General features: G+C 46.2%; 2 protein-coding genes. Both read left to right on the top strand.

The features are described from left to right. The first annotated feature begins 28 nt into the window (after positions 1-28). The gene (locus tag IPM48_03120) at positions 29-19,078 is read left to right on the top strand and encodes an HYR domain-containing protein (GenBank protein MBK9270565.1); all 19,050 of its coding nucleotides are present in this window, start codon (positions 29-31) and stop codon (positions 19,076-19,078) included. Between the two features lie 532 nt (positions 19,079-19,610). Then, the gene (ltrA, locus tag IPM48_03115; protein MBK9270564.1) at positions 19,611-21,008 is read left to right on the top strand and encodes a group II intron reverse transcriptase/maturase; all 1,398 of its coding nucleotides are present in this window, start codon (positions 19,611-19,613) and stop codon (positions 21,006-21,008) included. Positions 21,009-21,080: the final 72 nt, after the last annotated feature.

The raw sequence follows: 21,080 nt of genomic DNA, 5'->3' as shown, positions 1-21,080 counted from the left end.
ATTCGTACAATCCCTTTCAAGTTTATTTATGAAACAAAATTTAACTCCCGTGCGCAAAGCATTGATGCTTGCATTGATGAGCTTTTTTATGAATGTCTCGGCCTTTGCACAGCCAGCCTGCGATCCGGCAATGAATGCTTGTGTAACGCAAGGAAACAACAACCCAATCAATGTCAATCTGGGTATTCTGTGTGGTTTTTTAACCCCATCGGTTACCATTCAGCACGATTGGCAGGTGGCTGCTTCATGTCTGGGTTGGACCAGGGTAGGATTATTGCGTCCCATTCAGGTGCCACCGGCCTTGACACCTTTTACCCTGCCAAGTTCCGGATTTTGCCCTGATTCCTATATTCAGGTGAATTTGATTGCATTGTACGTCAGAGCCAATCCAGCTCCTCCTCCTGCTTTGCAGTTTTGTACCATCACCAATGTGGACTCCTTTTTTGTGGAGGATCAGTTTAATCCGATTCTGGCTTTACCGGGTTCGGTTATTCTGGATGTGGACAGCCTTTGTACCGTCAGTCTGGCCAATCTGGTTGGATGGATGGGTGGAGGTACGGTCGCAGACAATTGTACGGATGATGCAACACTGTTAGCCAACATGTTTGTTACGGCTGGATTTCCTGTTCCTGATTTGGCCTGTCCAACCTCACCCAACGCCGGGACTCCGGTGACCTTCCAAACCATGGATGCCTGCGGAAATCTATCCAACACGGATGTTGTATTGGTACAATTGAGAGATGTCACCGAACCAACCATCACTTGTCCTCCAAATGACACCAGGGCTTTCGATGCTGTTTGTGCTTATACCGTAGAAGATTTTACGGCGCTTGCCACACCGGATGATGCATGTGGGGCTCCATATACTTTATCCCAAAGGGTTCTCAGCGTGACCAATCCGGCTGCTGGACCATTTCCCAACAATACTTTCCCCACCATCACAGGAGGATGTGACGGACCAAGGGTTATTACCATTCGAATATGTGCTCAGGATTGTTTTGGGAACGGCGTATTGGATCCGGCACCTGCTGGTCCATTGCCAGGCAATTGTTGCACTTTTGAAATAACAGTTTCAGATCAGACAGATCCAATACCTGGAATTTGTCCCCCTCAAACCGATGTAAACGTGGATGCTGGTTGTACGGCCAATGTCCCGGATTTAAGAAATTCTTCCATTTTCCTCGACAACTGTCAGGTGGTGGATCCCGACAACATCGGAATGTATGCTGACCTGGATGGAGACGGAATTCATGAAACAGAACTTTTCGCTCCCGGCACTCCGGTTATTCCGGGAGGATTTTTTCCGGTAGCTGCAGGAGACATCATTTGTAATCCTTTGTTTCCGGGAGGCGCTGTGGACATTCGATTTACCTACATCGATTGCAATGGCAATCCCATCGGAGGACCGGTGGTCTTTGATTGCGATGATTTGATCGTACTTCTGGATGTGACCGCCCCCGACTTTATTGCGCTTTGTCCGGATCCGGCACCCATCTTTAATCTTGACATCGATCCACTGACATGTATTTATACTGCTGCGACAGTGCCGCAGGATTTTTTTAATGGCATCGCTTTTGTCAATGACAATTGTGATCAGGATCCCATCGAGCACAACGACGAAGCCAGCTTTGGCTGTGGTGCCTTGGGCTTCCAAAATATCCCGATCTGGGGTGAAGATTGTTCCGGCAACGTTAGCGGAATTTTAGGAAATTGCCAGGTGCTGATTCAAGTGAATCCTCTGGATGCAGCATGGTCCAATCCGGGTATTGTCTGTATGTCACAGGTTCCTTTGGATTTATGTGCTTTGTTGGAAGGAACCGCAAGAGATTGCGGATACTGGTCAGGTGACCACGTAGAACCCGCTGCTCCGGATAACCGCTGCAACGGCGGCACGCCGGCCATGTTTAATCCTCCGGGCCCGGGTGTTTACAGCGTTACCTATACAGTTGGGGATGCAAATTGTCATGTTGAACTGACCAGAACAATCCTCGTCGAACAAGATGTCAATCCTCCTTATTTGGTCAATGATTTTGGCATTTGCTTCTGCCCGGATGCCTTGATTGATCTTGAGTCATTTTTGTTACAGACAGCTCCTCAGGGTGGAGAATGGGAGATCCTTTCTCAGGTGCCCAATCTGGGAGGACCTGTCACACCAGGCGTCAATATTCTTCCTCCAACAGGAGTTGGATTTTCACATGTCGCCAAATATGATGGCGGATGTTTGATTCTTAACCTTAGATATACCATCACCGATTGTCAGGGCAATGTATCTTCCGATGATATTGCTGTGACCATCAATGAATGCCCCAGAGGGTCCTTTGATCTTCCGGATGACCTTTGCCAGGATGAAGGTCCTTATGCGATCACTGACACCAACCGCGTTTTTTATGGTTGTTTTGATTATGAAGTTACTTTTGATGTAACCCAGGGTCCTTCGGGCAACCTGCTGATTGGAGGTAGCCCCGTGACCGGGACCATCAGTACTCTGGGACCCGTGTTGGTATATCCCGATGCTGTCATGGCAGGTAGCTATACCATCCGTATGACCATCGTTGATCCTACCGGATCCTTGTTTGGCTGTCCTGATTTTGTTTACAACCAAGTGGTCAATATTTACAAAGACGGAGCGAGTCCGAATGGAATCGTTCCGGTAGGTCCACTTTGCGAAGGGACCACAGCTTGGCCTGTGGTATTAAATCTGCAGAGCATTCTGGATGAAGCTGGTTTTCCAATGGTCGATGAAGACATCCGATGGACAGGATCCGGTGTTACAGACAATGGAGTAACAGGTCTTTTCCAACCAGCGGATTTAGATGGAGACGGATGGCCGGGTCCCGGCTTATTTACAGTTTGTGTAGCCGTCGGCAATCCTCGTTGCCTTGAAAATTATTGCATTGACATACTGATCAATGACGACGTTCCTGACAATCAAAATGACCTAGTGGATGACTTTAAAGTCTGTCTTGTTCCCAATACCTTCTTCCCTTACAGTGTACTTCTTGCAAATGGTTTTGCACCCGGAGGAATCTTTACCGGAATGACGGATGGAGCAAGTATTCCTCCTTTTGGTGGAATTCTATTGCCGAATGGATTTTTCTATACCGGGGGCTGCGGCAACTTATTGGTCAGCTATACCATTCCAAATGATTGCAATCCGGATAACATCAATAACAATGTGGTTGTCACCATCTGTGAAAAGCCAGATGTAGAGATCAATGGTCCGGCACAACTTTGTTCGAGAGACAATAAAGCTACGATTACCAGCAATATGGTGGGCAGGTTGCCTTTATGCGATTCAACCGGATTTTGGGTTTCTTATCCGGCCACAACGGCTCTGATGGGAATGACGGATGGCACTGCCATGTTTGACCCAACTGTTTCAGGAGAAGGAAATTTTGAAATCGTTTATACTTTGCGAACCGGAGCAAGCTGTTCTGATTCCGATAGAACCATTATCACAGTGAGCGCATCAAGCGATCCTTTCTTTGCGACACCTTCTACCCAATGTGTGGACGGAGGACCTGTGGTATTGAGTTTGGTAAATCCTGATCCAACCGTTCAGGATGGCAATCCTCTCAATAGTGACGGTACCCAGGAAATTTTCTGGACTTCTTCTTGTGGTGGATGTTTGACCGTTGGTGCAGATAGCACCCAGGCTAGTTTTAATCCGGGTGCGGCAGGACCTGGCTCACATCTTATTTGTGTGACCACAGGAGATCCTTCCTGCTTGCAAACCCATTGTACACTCATTGAAGTGCGACCTGCCAATAACGCTACTTTGGTAGGCAATTTGGAAAAAGGTTGTTATGATTTAAGGCTTTCATCTGCCTGTGGTATTTATGTCACAGACATTAATCTGGCGGATTTTTATCTACCGGGCACCACCAGAGGTGGTATCTGGAATGTAGTCACCAACCACGGTTGCAGAATTTTGAATGAAACTTTTGAAGCCTCTCCGGGCTGTCATGAGCTGACCTATACTGTTCCAGCAGCATTTCCTGGAGCTACCGGAGCTTGCGCCGAAATGACCACCACCGTCTTCTTGATGGTGACGGAAGAGCCGCAGACCGATTTTGATCTTGCAGAACAAGTTTGCTGGGATGGAATTGCTGGATCCGCTAGCTTGCCTACCTTATATACAGGTGCCACTTTTGGAATTAATACTTCCAATATAACTTATTTGTGGACGGCAAATCTGATTTCAGGAGCGGGCCCCGTACCGACTTTCAGCGATCCTGCTTCTCCGGAACCCGAGGTGATCATTCAAGGTGCGGGTACATTTAGCATTTGCTTGACCGAGACCTTGGAATATGAGGATTGTGAAGACATCGTACCCACTTCCTGTATCAATGAGCATTGTGAAATCCTTGTGGTCAATCAAACCAACATCGAAGTCATTCCAACCTGGAATTCAGCGGGTCCATTCTGTGTGGATGATATCTGCATTGATTTGGATACCAGAATCACCGGAAATACCGGTGGTGTATTTACCGGAAATGGGGTTGAATTGGATCCATCGCATCCAAACTACCGCTTCTGCCCGGCTGTTGCAGGACCAGGAACACATACCATTTGCTATACCGTTAACAACGGGGCAGGTTGTACCGCTGTAGAATGCCATAATTTTGTGGTGTATCCGGCTGCTACTTTGTCCTGTCCTGATACCAGAGATACATTGCAATGTGCTACCATGGCATTGGGTCCAAACAACAATAACTATGGACCATTCAATGGAAGTGTATTGGTTTCGAGATATACTCTTGGTACCTACAATTTGTCAAGCATGCTGTGTCCGAATGCCACCCAAGGTGGACTTTGGGAATTGATCAGTGCTCCTCCGGGAGGAGGCAATACCGGTGCAGTCGCAGGACATACCTTGTATTATACAACTCCGGGTTGTTATGTCATCAGATACACTGTATTATCTGGTCCTGGGTTGGATGGAGCTTGTATTGCAACTCAAGATTTCTTTGTTCATATAGGTGAAAGACCCAATCCAAGCTTTGATTTACCGGATGCCATTTGTTGGGATCAGGTTTCATTTGTTGGATACAACATCCCGCTCAATTTCATTACGAGTCCAAGCTACACAGGGGTTGTTACCAGATCATACAGAAGTACCAATCCAGCTGTTGTTGCGGTTCATCCCGTTGTGGGCACAGTCACAGTAGTCGGAAATGGAATTGCTTCCGTTTGTATGGAAGAAATCATTACTACCAATGCTTGTGGCGCCATCACCAGATGTACAAGTGAAGTTTGTCAAGTGATTCGGGTCATCAATAATACAACAGTGGTCAATCCTGCCTGGGGGCCGGTAGACCCCTTGTGTATATCTGATGGCTGCATTGATCTTGATGACTTGGTGACCGGCACTCCCAATGGTATTTTTACCGGTCAAGGTGTGGTTCTGGGAGCAGGAGGTCATCCGAATTATGATTTTTGCCCGGCCCTGGCTGGAGTTGGTATCCATGTTGTGACTTACACCGTCAATTCCCTTGATGGTTGCTCAGCCTCTTTCAGTAGAAATATTGTTGTTCACCAAGGCCCGGATGCAAGTCTGAGAGCTGACTTGGGTACGGCCTGTTGGGATTTGAGATATGTTCCCGGATGTGGAACCGGCATGATCAATTTTGATTTATCTGCCTTTTACCTTCCACAAACCACCAGAGGTGGTACCTGGTCTATCATCTCTGCGGCGGGTGGATGTTTCTTTTTATACAATGAAATTTACGTAGCTCAACCCGGTTGTCATCAATTGAGATATACCGTTCCAAGTTCATTTCCTGGAGCTACAGGAGAATGTGCTTCCATGTCAGATACAGTATTCCTTTCAATTTGGGAAGAACCAAAACCAGAATTTGATTTAGCGGAAGAAGTTTGTTGGGATGGTATCGCTGGTTCTGTCATACTGCCAACCCTATATAATGGCGAGACTTTTGGCAATAATGCTGCCGCTCGAAATTATGGATGGTTTGTAAATGTTGTTTCTGGTGGACCTGCTCCAACCTTCAGCAACGCTGCTATTCAGGAACCTACAATTACAATACAGGGTCAAGGTGTGTTTGAAATCTGTCTGAATGAAACTTTGGTTTATAATTCTTGTGGTTCACTTCCCGGAGGAGGATCATGTAGCAGAGTTTATTGTCAAACCCTTACTGTTCACCAAACGACTTTGGTGGCAGATCCATCCTGGATAAGCTTCGGTCCTTTATGTATTGATGATGCCTGCGTGGATCTGGATGCTCGAATCACCGGTGACACTGGTGGAGTATTTACAGGTACAGGGGTATTATTGAATCCATCGCATCCAAATTACCAATTCTGTCCTGCAACCGCAGGAGCCGGTATCCATACCGTTTGCTACACAGTCCAGAACGGTGCCGGATGTACCGCAGTAGAATGTCATAACATTACTGTGTATGCTGCAGTCAGCTTGGCCTGCGCAGATACAAGGGATACCGTGCAATGCGCTACCATGGCTTTGGGTCAGAACGCCAATAGTTATGGGCCATTTAATGGATCTACCCTGACTTCAAGATATACCCTTGGTACCCATAGCTTGAGCGCACTGCTTTGTGCTTCAGCCACCAGAAATGGAGTTTGGAGTTTTGTCTCCGGTCCCGCAGCTAATTCCGGTGCTGTAGCAAATGATATACTTTATTACACCAGCCCGGGTTGCTATACCGTGAGGTATTCTGTTTCTTCTTTCCCAGGGGCTGACGGAGCATGTACTGCCACCCAGGATTTTACCATCCATGTGGGTGAAAGACCCAATCCAAGTTTTGATTTTCCGGATGATGTTTGCTGGGATCAGGTGACTTTGCTCACTTATAATATTCCTGTATCGTTCTTAACGAGTCCTGCTTACACAGGGTCTGTTGTCCGAAACTATAGAAGCACCAACCCGGCAGTTGCGAGTGTCAATGCGGCTGGTTTGGTAACCGTTGTAGGGAATGGTATTACCACCATTTGTATGGAGGAAATCATCACCACCATCGCTTGTGCCGGAGTCACCACCAGATGTACTTCTGAAGTTTGCGAAGTGTTGAGGGTGAATAATACCTTGACAGTGGCCAATCCTGCTTGGGGTGATCCAGGCCTGATCTGTGTGACTGCAGCTTGTATTGATCTTGATGACCTTGTCACCGGAACACCGAATGGAGTATTCACAGGCCGGGGTGTTGAATTAGACCCTGCTCATCCGGAATACAGATTCTGTCCAGCTGTTGCCGGAGTTGGAATTCATGCAGTGACTTACACCGTCAATTCTCCGGATGGATGCACGGGAGTTATGACGAGAAATATTGTCGTAGTGGAACAATGTGATGCCACCATTTCCGGGAATATCACTGCCTGGGGATGTTATAATTCAGCCCAGTTCAGAGCATCCAGTTTTGGACCAAGGGTTGATTTTGATTTATCCAGATTCTATCTGCCTCAGACGACAAGAGGAGGAGTTTGGACCATAATATCTTCACCGCTGGGTACAGAAGCCATCCAAAACGAAACCTTGTTTGGAGGTCCCGGCTGTTATACCCTTCAATATAGCGTTAGCTGTGATCCTTGTGCCCCGGTTTCTAGTATAATCAATTTTGCCATCATCGAAAGACCCACCCCTGTATTTGATCTTGCAGAGGAAGCTTGCTGGGATGGAATCACAGGATCTTTGGTATTGCCTACCTATTACCAGGGTACCACCTGGGGCACGGGAGGCCATACAAGAGATTACCTCTGGACGGTCAGCACCATTTCTGGACCTGGCCCCGTTCCAACCCTTTCAAGTGGAGTGGGAGTGTTCCAGGCAATCAATAATCCTACCGTTACGGTCAACGGAGACGGAGTTTTTGAGATCTGTCTTACTGAAAGACTTAATTTAACCTGTCCATTGTTCGCTACTCAGGCCTGTACACAAATCTATTGCGAGCGGATCACCATTCACCAAACGGACGAAGAAGTGGATCCTTCCTGGAGCCCGATCGGACCATTCTGTGTGGATGATCCTTGTGTCGACTTGGATGCCTTAATTACAGGTGATACCGCTGGTGTATTTACCGGTGTAGGTGTATTTTTAGATCCCACTCATCCAAACTACCGTTTCTGTCCGGATGAATCCGGTCCCGGAATTTTTAGCATCTGCTATACAGTCCAGAATGGATCCGGTTGTTCGGCCACAGAATGCCACAACGTATATGTTTACGATGAGGTCAGTCTTGCTTGTTCAGATACCAGGGATACCATCCAGTGCGCTACCAAAGCACTTGGACCAAATACCAATAATTACGGACCATTCAATGGTGTATTATTGACCTCCAGATATACGTTGGGTTCTCATAGCCTCAATTCCTTGCTTTGTGCTACGGCAACAAGAGGAGGAAGCTGGAGCTTCGTCAGTGGACCGGCAGGAGGAACCGGCACGGTGGACGACGATCTGTTGTATTACACCAGCCCCGGTTGTTACACTGTTAGATATACAGTCTCATCCTTCCCCGGAGCAGATGGCGGATGTTTGGCCACTCAGGACTTCCAGGTGCATATCGGAGAAATGCCAATGCCGATGTTTGATCTGCCAGATCATGTGTGTTGGGATCAGGTCAACCTTGTTCAGTTCAATATTCCGGTGAACTTCCTGACCAGTCCTACTTATTCAGGTTCAATTGCAAGGTCCTACAGAACCACAAACAGTTCTGTGGCCACCGTTAACAGCAGCGGGGTGGTTACCATTGTTGGTAATGGAATTGCTTCCATCTGTATGCAGGAAACAATTACCACCAATGCTTGTGGGCTAACAACCACCTGCAGAGCGGAAGTATGTGAAGTGATTCGGGTATTAAACAATACAACCGTTGTCAATCCGGCCTGGACAGCAATAGGGCCTTTCTGTATCGATGATCCATGTGTGAGGCTCGATGTTTTGGTGACGGGCACGACAGGCGGTATTTTCACCGGAAGAGGTGTGCGTCCACCGGGAGGTTTATTGGTACATCCGGAATATGAATTCTGCCCTGCAGTAGCCGGTGTAGGAGTTCATGCGGTGACTTATACTGTTAATTCTCCGGACGGATGTACCGGTGTCTTTACCAGAAACATCGAAGTGTATCCTGCCGCCAATGCCACTTTACATAGCGACTCCATCGTTTGTCAGGTGGAACCTACTGGAATTGTGGATCTGACTGCTTTGTTTAACCCACTCACCACCGGAGGTGGCGTATTCACCCTGACTTCAGGACCTGCCACCGGAAGGGTCATCGGCGACAATCAATTAAACTATTTGGAAGCCGGATGTTACTGCTTTAGCTATACAGTCAGTACATTCCCAGGTGCTGACGGTGCTTGTACCGCCACCGGAACAGCTTGTTTATTGATTACAGAACAGCCTACTCCGAGCTTTGATATTCAAAACGAAAGATGCTGGAATATCACAGACCCTGTAGCGCTAAAGAGAGATACTTTATTTATCAATAGTCCGACCTATGATCCTGCCGGAACCAGAACAAGGGTATTGCGCGTCCTTTCAGGACCTGCCATTGTCATTGCCAACGGCCCCACCATTTATGCGGTGGAATATACCGGTGCAGGAAATGTGGTCTTGTGCCTGGAGGAAACCCTGACTTATGCAGCCTGTGGAACAGGAATTCCTGCCGGAAGATTCTGCAGAGACACTGTTTGCAGGCAGGTTAGTGTACAAGATGGTACGGCACAGGATGCAAGATTCACAGTAATTGGTGCTAAAGCTGAATACTGTCCGGGTGATACCATTACCCTGATACCGAATGTTCCGGGAGGAATATTTACGGGTACCAATGTGGGCAATAGCAATCCGGTTGGCACCAGCGGCGGAGTGAGATTTACGGCCTGTGGCATTTATGTGGTGACCTATACCTTGGAAACGCCGGCAGGTTGTATCAATCAATCATCACAGACTTTCTTCACCGATCGGACCAATCCCGTATTTGTTGGCCCAACCGCTGCCAACAGGTTTGATACGGTGGTCAATTGCGACGGAATCGATCAGACGGCCAGGATGAATGCCTGGGCCAGCAGGTTTAGTTTTACCGACAATTGTCAATTCAGGACCAGCTTCAGAATTTATGATCGTCGTTCCGGATGTTCTCCAAGCACCGGATTGTACATCTATGAAGTGTTGGGTAGAGATACCTGCGGCAATGAAACCAGGGTATTCCCATCTTACCGGGTAATAGATACCACAAGACCGGTCATCGTAACCCCGGCCAGTGACCTTGTCATTGAGTGCGGTAACGAAACCGATGCTCAGATTTTGTCCTGGCTTAACCTCAACGGAAGAGCAGTTGCCAATGACGCCTGCAGTGGTAATATATTGAGATGGTCGCACAACTTCAATGGTGACATAGCCAGTTATTGTACGACCACCGGCAACTTGGTGACTTTTACTGTTTACGATCAATGCAACAATTCAAATACCACCAGCGCCAGGATCATTGTCCGGGATTTGATTCCGCCAGTTTGGAACAAAAATCCGGTGGATCTTCTGGTTGAATGTCATACCTCATTTGGCAGAGATCCTTATGAGCAAGTCAGTGCCTGGGTAGCCAATGTTGGCGGCGGAGTAGCCCTTGACTCATGTCAATTGTCCGTTCGATACACCAACAACTTTGCCTCACAGCCTTGGACAGGAGGATGTAACAGGAATACCGGAAGAAAGACAGTCACTTTCACAGCCATAGACGGTTGCGGTAACGCCAGTTCGAGAACTGCCGTGGTGGAAATTATTGACATTACACCGCCGGAAATAACAAGCCCTGCCAAAGACACCGTCGTAGATTGTGATGGTCAGGGTAATCTGGGCGCATTTGCCACCTGGATCAACAACCACGGTGGTGCAACTGCTTTGGATTATTGCAGTGGAAACCTGAGTTGTGCTCCACCTGCCAATGCGCGGGCAGCCTTTGTCACAGGTCCGGGCTTCCCATGGGGTGCAGGCACCTACACAGCTCAAATGAACGCAGCAGTTGGTGCGGGCAATTGGGACAGATTGTTTTTTGCATCGGTGAATCCTGCCACTCTATTCTCTGATACTTACAAGTTTGTGTATCTGGAAGGTGGAGATGGCAATGCAAATGAATTCAACACCTTTGTCAATACCCATCGCGCGTTGATGGAGTCTTGGGTGGCCTGCGGTGGGCGCTTATTCTTAAATGCTGCTCCAAACGTGGGTGGTAATATTGATTTGGGCTTTGGAGGTGTTAGAATTTTGTATGCTCCTCCTGGCACCTGGATCACCAATGTCACTCAAGCCAATCCTCATCCGGTGTTCAATGGACCAAACTTGCCTACTGCAATCAATTTTACAGGCAATTATTATGCACATGCACTCGTTTGCCCTCCTGGTATGACCGCCATTTTAAGAGAGACCTCAGGCGCACAGCGTCCAATACTGATGGAGTCATTATGGGGTGATGGTGTTGTATTTTTTGGTGGAATCACTGCCACTATCTGGCACAGCCCGGCATTGGAAGCGAATAATTTATATACCAACTTCCTGTATTATTTGAACAACGTTACATTGCCCAATCAAGAGCCGGAATCAGACGGCATTATGAGATGGGATACGGTCAGAATGCGCACACAGGAAGACTGCGGAGGCACCAGAACCCTGACTTATATGTTTACAGCGGTTGATTCTTGTGGCAATATTTCCAATGCCACCATTGCCAGATTTATCATCCAGGATACCATGGCTCCAATATTCCTTGTGAATCCAAGAGACACTGCGGTAAACTGTGATCGGTTGGGCAACGAAGCAGCTCTTGCAGAATGGCTCAGACTAAATGGTCGTGCCATTGCCACAGATGTTTGCAGCGGTCCTCTCAGATGGGAAACCGACTTGGTAGCAGAACTTGACAAATGCAGCAATACTGCGGACTACGTGTACAGATTCACAGCTTTTGATTCCTGTGGAAACAGTGCATGGCGAGAAGCGCGATTTATTGTTCAGGATACCACACGTCCTTTGATCGATCCTGCGAGCGGATACGACAAGATTACCTCTTGTGATCAATCCAATGCGGCCAATGATGATGAAATCATCGCCTGGTTGGATTCCATGGGAGGCCTGTTTGCCACCGACATGTGCAGCGATGTGATCAACTGGAGACATAATTTCAGCGATACCAGATGGATCGATGGTTGTGGAGATACCAGGTTCCAGGATGTGACCTTTACGGCCACAGACGATTGTGGTAACTTCTCTACAAGAACCCTCAGGGTAGGTACAGTGGATACCACCAAACCTGTCTTCTTCAATTGTGAAAGACCGCCGATCGTCGTGCCGGCAGAAACCTTCCACTGTGATGCTTATGTCAATTTCTCACCAGTCGCTGCTTTTGACAATTGCGACGTTCCGGTGATCCGACAAATAGACAGCACTGGGTTGGGATCTGGTAGCAGATTCCCTGTTGGTACCACCATTTTGGTTTACGAGGCTTCTGATTCCTGTGGAAATCGCGATACATGCTATCTCAAAATTATCGTAAATGATTACTGGGATCTTCCATCCATCACCTGTCCGGATACGGCAAGCTTCACCGCTTCTCTTGACTCTTGTGGCAGAACCTTGACGGTAGCTGACAGTATTCATCCAAGGAATGTCAGAGACAATTGTCCAAATACGGTTGTCACTTTTGTGGTAACTGATGAGGCTGGTCAGGTGGTTAGAAGGGGATTCAACACAGCGGCTGGTACTTTCTTCCCAGTTGGGGTGGATACAATCACCTATTGTGTTTATGATCAGCCATTGTTGAAGATTACCGAAGTAACTCAGCAATTGGGTACACCGATTGCCGGAGGTACCATTACGATAGGCAGAACCAATCCTGTTCCGGGATTTATCACCACCGATCTGATCGATGGAGACTATTTGGAAATTGGTAATTACGGCGGAGGCGTGATAGATCTTACCTGCATCAGCATTGAAGTGGTAGGACCCGCAGGATCCATCTGCGATTACACCATACCACCTCCATTCCCGCTCAAACCGGTACATTTCCTTGCTCCTGGTCAAGTGGCTACCTTCCATATTGGAAGTGGTACCGATGTTCCGGCCAGCAGATTTTTCCACATGAATTGTACTCAGGCTGGAATCAACGATCAGAGGGCGTATATCCTTCGGTTAAATGACAGAGTCATCGATGTGGTCGCTACCAATGGATTTAATCCGGTAGGTCGCGGTACCATCGCAGTGGTTACTGCGGCTGATTGGGTCGGAGCTACGGATCCTCACTTCTGTCGTGGTTCTTACTACCGGACAAATCATGAAGACAATAACAGAAGTTCAGACTTTGAACTTGCAGAATCTTGCAATGCAGCGACCATAGGCAGTTGGAATCCAGGAAATCTGTTTTCAAATGCCAATTTGGATACCGTATCCATGCAATCCATTGTACATCCTCCGGTTTGTTGCAAAGTGGCCATCACAATTACAGACGATCAGGCTCCGATCTGCGGCAGGTACGATACCCTGACCAGCGGAATACCGACCAATCTGAATGTGGCTTTCAATCAGGGAGTATGTTACAGCTCGTCTGTTACAATTCCGAATAACTGCAAAGTGGGTGATGTCCGGATATTAAACATGAACGGATTTTCCAATCAGAATCTTGGAGACTGGGAAGTGACTTTGATCAGTCCAAGCGGAACCAGGGTCAAACTTTGGGAAAATGTGTGCAACGCATCCACCACTTTTGACTTAAACTTTGGAACGCTCAACAATAAGGGCATGACATTGACCAGTGTCAATTTAGCGCCTTGCGTGCCTAATTTTGGTAATGGACAATTCTATACTCCTCAGGAAAGCTTCCAGAAGTTCTTCAACGAACAGGGACAGGGTACCTGGAGAATAGAAATAGAGGACAACAGTTGTGCAACTACGGCCATTACCAATGCCCTGACCAATTGGAGACTGCAGGTATTGTGCAAAGCTCCGGCTGTGCTCAGAGACACTACCATAACGGCTGATTTCAGACAATGCCGTAAGAAATTCCTGTGGTATCATCCTCTGATCAATGACAATTGCCCGGGCGGCACTTCAATCATGACTTATATCACCACTTGTACAAATGCAAGAACAGGGGTTACAGATACCGTCTTAGGACCTATAACGGATACCGTAACCGCTGGCGCATGTGATTCCCTGATATTGCCAATTGGAGTTACCAAGATTTCTTACAGAATCATTGATATGTCTGGTAATGAAGGCATGTGCATGTTTAATGTTACTGTACGTGACATCGATGCACCGGCGATACCTGATTATAAAGATGTGAGTGCAAATGCATCTCCTGGTGAATGCGGCGCATTCTTCTACTTTGTACCTGATGCCACTGACTCATGCGGCATAGATACCATCTGGGCAAATCCACCAAGTGGTACCTTCTTTAAAGTAGGTCAAACCAGAATTTGTATCTATGCTATAGATAAGAGCGGTAATCTCGATTCATCCTGCTTCACATTGACCGTAAATCCTTACATTCCAAGCTCCAGCGAACTTGCTTGTAATGATAAAATCAATTTGTCGCTCGATGCTACCTGTACAGCTGTCTTGACTGCAGATATGATTCTGGAAGGTGGAAAGCACTGGTGTTATGATCAGTACGAAATCATCGTTACAGACAGCAGAGGTATCGTGAGATCAAACACATTCACCTACGCAGATGTGGGTAAATGTTTTAGAGTGACGATCCGCGATCCAAGATCTGGTAACAGCTGCTGGGGCGAAGTTTGTATAGAAGACAAACAAAGACCTAATCTTGCTTGTCCTCCGGATACTGTAGTCAATTGTATCTCATCCCTCGATCCTGATATTCTGGGCAGGGCTTTTGTTACAACTTGTGAGCCTTCTGCCACCATTATCTATTGGGATGAATTCACCGAATTGGGTGAATGTGCACTTCCTTATGTAGCCAGAATCGTCAGATACTGGAGTGTGGAAGATGAGAATGGCAATCGCGATACCTGCGAGCAGAGAATTGATGTTGAAAGATTCGATCTGGCTGATATTCGTTGGCCTCGCCATTACGACGATCTCGATCTGCCTCATCTGGAATGTGACAAAGAGCGTTCTAATAAGGACTTCAGTGCACATTTCCTACCCTATCAGTATTGTGTAGATGGATATTTATTGGATTCAGCCATTTGGAGTGCAACGGGTGGATTCTATCCTTCTCCTGCCGGTGACCTAGCCGGAGTGAGGGTTCCTAAAGCTTTGGGTTGGAATTTCCTTGAAACAGGACCTTATGCAGGTCATCCAAGTCCATATCCAGTGTATTACGATGCACATCCAGGCTGGACACCTCAGAATGGATTCTGTTGGGGACCTGACGAAATCATTCAATGGACAGGAACTGGATTCCCAACGGTGGATGGTGTTGATCTGTTCTCAAGAGGACGTTGTGCTGTATCCATTCGTTACGAGGATGAAGTGTACGATATTTGTGATGACAGTTATGAGATTCTCCGTTACTGGAAAGTCAGAAATATGTGCTTGCCTCCTGTAGCAGGTTTGAATCCAATTGAATACATCCAGGTGATTAAAGTACTCGACAGCAAAGGACCAGAAATTGTATATCCTGATACGATTGTGATTTCTACTACCAACAATAGTTGTACGGCGATTTGGGATCTTGCTGAGCCATGGATGAAAGACAATTGTTCAGATGATTTGCGCTATACCGTCAGGATGAGAGCCGGAAGATCCATTCAGTATGCAGACGGAAGATGGGCTGTGATCAATATTCCTTTGGGTGTTCATGAAGCCGAGCTTACTGCTTTGGATGGTTGCGGCAATAAAACCATTAAGAAAATAATGGTTTCCGTTGTAGATGCCATCATTCCAACACCAGTTTGCAGGGCATTTACTACTGTGAATATAACAGGTAATCAAAGTCCAGGAGAAAACTATGCAAGAGTCTATGCAGAAGCTTTTGATGAAGGTTCTTATGACAATTGTGCGCATCATATTTTCTTCAAAGTCATTCGCATGGCTGAATTGCTGGGAACCAACAATGGTTCCAACTCCAACAATACCGTGGCATGCAATGGAAGAAATGGAGATGACAACCTGACCCTTGCGGGCAACCAGGTTTACTTTGATGATTATACTGATTTCTGCTGTGCCGATGCCAATCAGCGAGTCATGGTGGTCTTGAGGGTGTTTGACGTTGATCCTGGTCCAGGACCAATTGCACCTGCAAGGATGACCAACCGGACCAGCAATTTGTTTGGTAGATTCAACGATTGCATGGTTGAAGTAGAAGTTCAGAATAAAAACGTGCCCACCGTAGTTGCACCACCAAACATTGTGGTAAGCTGCTGGTTCTGGTTTGACATCGCTAAATTGACCGATCCGAATGACCCAACTTTTGGTAGGGTGGTGACCGATTTGTCCGACAGGAAGAAAGTAGTGACACAGGATCTGGTCTGCCGTAAATACTGCGAGCGCAATGACATTACAGGTTATCCTGGTTTTGTTCCAAGCAATCAAATTCCAAAACCAGCTCCAAATCAGGCTTGCGATTATTACTATCAGTACTTTGATACAGCACACTGGGATAATAAATATGAACTGACCTGGGGATTTGACGGATATGCTCTGAATAGTTGCAATGTCAGTCCGACCATCACGGTCAATGACCTCAGAGAATGCGGTCAGGGAATTATCCAGCGTATCGTAAGTGCAACCGGACCAAACAACATCAATGTGACTGCTATCCAGACCATCTGGGTAGTTGACTGCGATCCGTTCTATATAGACGACCTGACATGCAACGATCCACGCTTTAGCGATGTGATCTGGCCAAATGGTGTGTGTACACAGACACCGGTGACCATCAACGGTTGTGGTACGGATATCAGTCCGGACAATCCGCAGTTGGGCCGTCCTCAAGTGATCAACAATGCTGATGACAATTGTGCCTTGTTATCAATAGAGTACAGCGACGATGTATTTACCATCGAACCGGATGCTTGCCTGAAAGTACTTAGAACCTGGACCATCATCGACTGGTGTCAGTATGATCCGTTCATCGATCCTGACAAAGGAAGATGGCAAAGGCTTCAGGTGATCAAAGTAAGGGATCAGGACAAACCAGTGGTCAGTTGCAATGTAGGACCTTGTGAACCAGCTAGCATTCACCCCACTTTGGGTGTATGTGTGGGTCACATCAGTCTGACTGCTTCTGCCACCGATCAGTGCAGTCCTGAAGATTGGTTGTTGTGGGAATACAAAATCGATGCATATAACGATGGAGTAGGTGTCCATGCAGGATATGACTTCAGAGTAGGATCATTGACCAGAAGAGCCTTCAATGCGGGCGATACCGTGGAATATAGCCACAATCCGTTTGCAGACAACCCTCGCAATCCATTTGATGCGAGTGGTACCTATCCAATCGGTATCCACAAGATCATTTGGTTTGTCGAAGATGGATGTGCCAATGTGGGAGTATGCGAGACATTGTTTGAAATTAAGGATTGCAAAGCGCCTACACCGTATTGTCATACCGGCATTATTACTGTGCCAATGCCAACTTCGGGATGTGTGGAAATCTGGGCGAAAGATTTGGATCTTGGAAGTTTTGACAACTGTACTTCTAAAGACAATCTGAAATTCTATTTTGACAACGATGCGACCAAACAATCCATCACCGTTTGTTGTGATGATTTTGTAAATGCCAACGCAAACGATGAATTGAGAATCGAAGTCGAAATGTGGGTAGAAGATGAAGAAGGCAACAAGGATTACTGCAAAACCGTCATCATTGTTCAGGACAACCAAAACATCTGTCCGGACAACCTCAACGGCAAGGCCAGAATTACAGGACTTGTGACAGATGAGAAAGGCGATGAACTGAATCCGGTCGAAATATCCTTGTACCGCAATGGCAATATGATGGTTCAGCGCACAGGAAATCCTTATTTGTTTGGAGATCTTGCCAAGGACATCGAATACGAATTGAGACCTGATCGAAATGATGAACACAGCAATGGAGTGTCCACTCAGGATATCATCAGAATCCAGAAACATATTCTGAGTCAGGAAGCGATTACTTCACCCTACAAATTGCTGGCTGCAGATGTCAACAACAGCGGAAGCATTACCACTGCAGATATCAATGAGATCAGAAAACTTGTCTTGGGTAATATTTCTGAATTCTCCAAAGTGAGATCCTGGTCATTTGTACCGACAGATTATGTCTTTACAGATCCTGCAACTCCATGGACGGCTCCAAGAACGAAGTCAGTGATGTTGGATGAGAACAAAGCAGTCAACTTCATGGCCTTTAAGATGGGAGATGTGACCGGAAATGCCATTGCAGGACTCAATGGAAGCAGTCAGGTAAGAACCAAAGGATTTTTGAATTTGGAAATTGATGAAATAAACCTACAGGCCGGTCAGACTTATCAGATTGAATTCAAATCTTCTGATTTTGAGAAAATCAACGGATACCAGTTTACCTTCAAGTTTGATCAGAATGCTTTGGTGTTCGATGGATTTGAATCAGGCGCCATCCAATTGAATGAATCCAACTTTGGTATTCAGAAATTGGCAGAAGGTCTGATGAGTACCAGCTGGAATACCAGAGATCCATTGACCGTAGAGCGCGATGAGGTATTGTTTAAATTGACCTTCAGAGCATTGAAGGCCGGTAATGTGGCACAAATGCTTGCAGTAACCGATGACATTACCCGCGCAGAGGCTTATACAACATCTGATGAAGTCAGAGGAGTGAGACTTGGAGTGAGAACCAGCGAAGGATGGGTGGAATCGAGTGTGTTTGAATTGTATCAGAACGAGCCGAATCCATTCTCTAAGCAGACGGTCGTAGCTTTCAGGTTGCCAGAAGCAAGTCATGTAAAATTGACCATCTACGATGCAGCAGGAAAAGTGATCCGGGTGTATGAGCAGGAGATGAACAAGGGCTTAAACCAGATCACCATACAGAGATCAGAAATCAATGCAGCCGGAGTATTGTACTACCAATTGGATGCTCAGACATCGATGGGAGGCCATACAGCTACAAAGAGGATGATCATCGCAGAGTAAGATAATATTTAGTTAAATAAAAAGCCCTCTTTCCACCGGAAGGAGGGCTTTTTATTGTGCGCTATGCATACCATTAATCTATAGGGTGAAAGTCCCGAACGAGCCAACCAACGGGAATCGTTAATCCAAAGCAAGGGTGTTTATCGCGAGGTAAAATCTGAAGGAAGTAGCGGATAAAATTGTGAACCAACGAACAGAAACGGAATAAAAGGCTTACGCTGTGGGTGAGTGGGCATTAGACTGCGAAGCCCAAAAGTTGGACGTAAACAGCGGTAGTAAATTCTGTGGATTACAATGAAAGATTAATGAGTTTACCATAGGAGATCTGTAAACACAAGCGGAGGCAACGACGAGCGAAATGGAATAGCAAAGTGAGTGTCAGCAGAAGTCAGCAGAGGTCATAGTACCTAAGAAATTTCTGTAATGGAAAAGGAGGGAAGGACCGAATCCTAAGAGTTGATGAAGTTTTTTTTTAGAGTAGTAAAAGTCAAAATTGGAAAGATTACAGGACAGTAAAATATCGAATATCCAGATGAAATCTGCGAGACAGAAAGAATGTGATAAAAGCGATAGCCTTTTCGTTGCGAACATACCCGTATGGTATGAAAGCAGCGGAAAGGTAAGTCCTGAATGGCTATCTGCATGCAAAGAACAACGACATCAGACGAAAGATTTAATGGAGAAGATAGCATCCCCATTAAATTTATCAGAAGCGAGTAAGCGAGTAATACGCAACGGAGGCAAAGGTGGAGTAGATGAAATGGAAGTAGGTGAAATCAGGAAATGGCTGCAAGAGAATATGCAGACATTACGGGAAGAACTACTAAATAACAAATACAAAGCAGAAGCATTGCGAGGCGTACAAATACGCAAACCCAAAGGAGGCTATCGTCAATTGGGGATTCCGACAGTACGAGACCGAATAGTACAACAAGCCATAGCGCAACAATTGCAAAAGTATTACGATCCTAGTTTCAGCGAGAATAGCTACGGATTTCGCCCAAAGCGAAATGCACATCAAGCATTGAGTAAAGCAGCAAAGTATGTAACAGAAGGAAAGCGTCATGTTGTGGATATTGATTTAGAGAAGTTTTTCGATGAAGTAAATCATCATCGATTAATGTGGTTACTTAGAACACGAATAAGCGACAAGCGAGTGATGTGGATAATTAACCAATTTCTAAAGACAGGAATACTTCAAGGCGGACTTATGCAACAACGGATAAAAGGAACACCACAAGGGAGTCCATTAAGTCCGTTGTTATCAAATATAGTGCTCGACGAATTAGACCAAGAATTAAATCGGCGAGGAATAAGCTATGTGAGATATGCTGACGACCTGCAAATATTTGTAAGCAGCACTGCAAGTGCGGAACGAGTGATGAAAAGCATTACAAAGTTCATAGAAGGCAGGATGAAACTAAAAGTAAACCGGAACAAGAGTGCAATTAGAAAATACTATGAAACAAACTTTTTGGGCCATAGTATACTTAATAAAGGCAGAGTTGGATTAAGTAAAGAAAGCGAGGTGAAGTTAAAGTCGAAACTGAAGAAGATCACGCAACGCAATCGTGGAGATTCATTAGAACAAGTACTCCACGAACTCAAGGTAGTATTACAAGGGTGGCTTAACTACTTCAAATACGCAAGTATGCAAAGCAAGCTTAAAGTAATAGACGGATGGTTGCGGAGACGCCTGAAATGTTTTCGATTGAAACAATGCAAACGCAGTATTGGTATCGTGCGCTGGTTAAGGAGCTTAGGTGTTGAAGAAACCTTATGCTGGCGTACTGCCCTAAGTGGCAAAAGCTGGTGGCGGTTGAGCAATAGTCCAGCCCTCAGTATTGGAATGAACAACAAATGGTTTACCGAACTGGGCTACTATAGCCTAGCCGCTAACCATGAAAAGCTTCATCGGGAGTTACTCTAAGGAAACCGCCGTACACGTAAGTACATACGGTGGTGTGAGAGGACGGCAAAGCTATATTTTGATGATATCTTT

The organism is Saprospiraceae bacterium (assembly GCA_016715965.1).
Lineage (GTDB): Bacteria > Bacteroidota > Bacteroidia > Chitinophagales > Saprospiraceae > Vicinibacter.
The sequence above is the reverse complement of the archived record's forward strand: the minus strand, read 5'-3'. Positions and strand labels throughout refer to the sequence as shown.